This is a genomic window from Xenorhabdus sp. IM139775, assembly GCF_028598745.1.
In the GTDB taxonomy this organism is placed as follows: domain Bacteria; phylum Pseudomonadota; class Gammaproteobacteria; order Enterobacterales; family Enterobacteriaceae; genus Xenorhabdus.
This window is the reverse complement of the sequence record NZ_JAQRFK010000145.1, coordinates 1-2,905: the sequence shown is the minus strand read 5'-3', so window position 1 is coordinate 2,905 and position 2,905 is coordinate 1. Positions and strand designations below refer to the sequence as shown.

The following is a 2,905-nucleotide window of genomic DNA, read 5'->3' as shown; positions in this document are numbered from 1 at the left end:
CAGGCACGAAATAATCGGCTCTGGGATTTATCACTGGTTGGAGGGCGATCCCAATATCGTTCATCCTCTCCTGAATCCCGAAACTGGGAAAATTACGTGGGGATACAACTGGATATTCCAATCGGCGATATGACACAGAAACAGACGGAAGTTCAGGCCAAGGTTAATGTCCAGAAGCAGGTGTTACACGTGGAGGAGGCAAAAACAAATCTGGAACAAAAAGTCATCAATGCCATCCGTGATACCGAATCACGCTGGCAGGAATATCAATTAGCGATAAAAGCCCGTTCGCTTTCTCAACAGAAACTCGACATTGAACAAGAAAAATTGCAGGCCGGGCGATCCAGCAACTTTCAGGTTCTGAGTTTTGAAACCGACTTAAGAAATGCTGAAAATGCACGCTTGAACACATTGATTCACTATCTCAATTCTCAGGCTGAACTGGATCAGATTCTTGGCACGACCTTGGAAAGTTGGGAGATAACCCTCAATGATTAAACGTTATCGTTGGGCCATAGCTGGCATATTTATCGTGATAGTTTGTTTTTTTGCCTTCTTGTCCTTCAAACCTTCTCCGGTTCAGGGATCCGCACAATGGATTGAGGTAAAACAACGTGTGATAGAAAAACGACTTGGCTTAGTCGGCCATCTACAAACTGCGCGCCTTGAAACTATACCTGCACCATTTGACACCATTATCAAACATGTTTTGGTCAAAGAAGGGCAACCCGTGGAAATCGGGCAGACATTGGTGACGCTTGATACCCGAAAGATTGATATTGAGCTTCGGCAAGCGCAAGTTGAGATGATCAAGGCATCATCTGTTGTTGACCAATTGCATGACTGGGAAAACAGCCAAGACGTGATCCGTGCCAGAAGAAATGTCGAAAATGCGAATCATATAGTTATTGAATTAAAAAATAATCTTGCCAAAACGCAGGTACTTTTTTCACGCGGCATCGTTCCCAAAATGGAAGTGGAAAACCTCCAACAGCAACTTCGTCGGCAATTAACAGAACTGGCTTCCGTACAGGATGATCTTGCCTCTACCCGACAAAAAGGCAGCGTCAATAATGTCCGTGTTGCAGAGATGGAGCTTCAAAATGCGGCAAACCGTTATCAGGCATTACAAGAACAATATTTACATAAAGAAATTAAAGCACCATTTTCAGGCGTTGTACTTAGGGCGGCAACACAGGGAGAAAGTAAAAAGCGCTTAACGATTCAGACCGGCGTTCGGGTTACCGAAGGGATGCCTTTACTGGAGATTATGGATACCAAACAATATCAGGTACTGGCACAAGTTGAAGAAACCGATCTCGCCAAACTCAAAGAAGGGCAGGCAGTCAAAATTAGCGGGGAGGGATTTTCTGATCACCTTCTGGATGGAGAAATTGAAACCATTGCGATGCAAAGTGTGAATACGGACAAACCCGGATCGGCGATTTATTACGATGTAATGATTAAAGTGACTTCATCCATGAAGCAGGGTTATCCTATCAGGCCAGGAATGAGTGCTAAAGTTAATATTGTTATTTATCGCAATAAACAGGGCATTGTTATACCCGAAGCCGCATTGACTCGCGATAGCAATGGGCAATTAATCATCAATTGGCGCCCGGATTTAAACCATCAGGCTGTATTTCGTCAGGTAACTGTCGGAGAAGCTATGCCGGAAGGTATAGAGGTGCATGGGCTGGAAGAAGGGTTTATTGCGTTGCCTCGGTGAAACGTATGCGGAAGCGGGGAGTTGCCTAAAAATCTAGCTAATTAGCCCCTTTGGTGTTAGTGTTAATTACACAGGTAGCTGATGATCAGCAGCCATCAACCCTAAGAGGGTGAAAAATGCCGTCCATAACTATGAATATACATAACGCCATTAAATCTCTAAAAGAATCAGGCATGGATGAATCACAAGCAGAAAAAATTGTTGAGATTATAGCGGACTTACAAAATGTCAGTACGGCGACAAAAGAGGATTTAAAACAAACAGAAAGCAATTTAAAAGCTGATTTAACATCAATCAAAAGTGATATAGATTGGCTGAAAAAAATAATCCTTACGGTTGGGGTTGCAGTCGTCATCGCGGCCATAAAATATATTTTTGTAGGTTAATGAATGGGGCTATGTGCCCCATTTTTTAATGGAATACTTATGCGACTAATTGAAAATTACATCCCTCCTTCAACAAATGATTTGACTGATCTGAAAGGCCGATTGCATTTTACGGGGCAACAAATGGCAGAACTTGCGGGGGTATCTAACAGTAATCAATGGCGTAAGTACACTGGAGGTGAAAAACCACGAGAATTAAATCAACATATCCTTTTTTTCGTAGCAGCCCAATTGACGTTAGATCAAAACGAATTGTCACTTATTTTGGATGAAATGAGGAAGTTAGGGGCTGAATTTGAAGAAAATCTAATACAGCCCTTGATAACTAGCGGAAATTTATAATGAAAAATAATAAATTTAAAAGACTTCAGAAAGAACTCGATACATTAGGGCTAACTGAAAAAGATCCTGATGTTGTCGGTTATGTGCTGTTTAACACGCGTAACCGTCGATTCGCAACGCTGGATGAAAATGAATTTGGGATGGCTATGTATGCCGATGATATTGAAGAAGCCTATTTGGCGACGTCACGATTTGCTGCATTAATGGATATTAATTTTTTGCCGGAACCAGATAAATTCGATATTGCCGTTATTCCGGTCGTTGAGAACCCATTATTTGGCTTAGTGCTTAAAAAACAGATTTGAATTAACACAACAAAATTTTCCTTCATACCAAACACGCGCAGTTTGTCTGGATGGGGAACCTGTTGGTTTTTTGGCTTCGTTAAAGTTGGCATAGATGAGGAAGTTGAAGAAATGATAGCTGTTATCACGATTTAGGTATAGGG

At 41.8% G+C, this 2,905-nt stretch carries 5 protein-coding genes; all 5 read left to right on the top strand.

Annotated elements, in window-relative coordinates; genetic code table 11:
* On the top strand, positions 1-498 hold a 498-nt coding region (locus PSI17_RS16365; protein ID WP_273552976.1), incomplete at its 5' end, for a TolC family protein.
* Entirely contained in the window at positions 491-1,729 is a 1,239-nt protein-coding gene (locus PSI17_RS16360; RefSeq protein ID WP_273552975.1) for an HlyD family secretion protein, read from the top strand. The genes PSI17_RS16365 and PSI17_RS16360, both read left to right, overlap by 8 nt.
* A gap of 116 nt (positions 1,730-1,845) precedes the next feature.
* Complete coding sequence (locus PSI17_RS16355) at positions 1,846-2,115, top strand: hypothetical protein (protein WP_045970755.1); 270 nt, start codon at positions 1,846-1,848, stop codon at positions 2,113-2,115.
* A 39-nt stretch (positions 2,116-2,154) separates the two neighbouring features.
* Positions 2,155-2,457 (top strand): XRE family transcriptional regulator, encoded by a 303-nt coding sequence (locus PSI17_RS16350; protein WP_273552974.1) that lies wholly within the window; start codon positions 2,155-2,157, stop codon positions 2,455-2,457.
* Positions 2,457-2,762, top strand: coding sequence for a hypothetical protein (locus PSI17_RS16345; RefSeq protein WP_273552973.1), 306 nt, complete (start codon positions 2,457-2,459; stop codon positions 2,760-2,762). The genes PSI17_RS16350 and PSI17_RS16345 overlap by 1 nt, the downstream gene beginning before the upstream one ends.
* Positions 2,763-2,905: the final 143 nt, after the last annotated feature.

Bases quoted from the DNA above. Each gene is read 5' to 3' on its own strand.
- PSI17_RS16360 (WP_273552975.1), top strand. From the start codon at position 491: ATGATTAAACGTTATCGTTGGGCCATAGCTGGCATATTTATCGTGATA.
- PSI17_RS16355 (WP_045970755.1), top strand. From the start codon at position 1,846: ATGCCGTCCATAACTATGAATATACATAACGCCATTAAATCTCTAAAA.
- PSI17_RS16350 (WP_273552974.1), top strand. From the start codon at position 2,155: ATGCGACTAATTGAAAATTACATCCCTCCTTCAACAAATGATTTGACT.
- PSI17_RS16345 (WP_273552973.1), top strand. From the start codon at position 2,457: ATGAAAAATAATAAATTTAAAAGACTTCAGAAAGAACTCGATACATTA.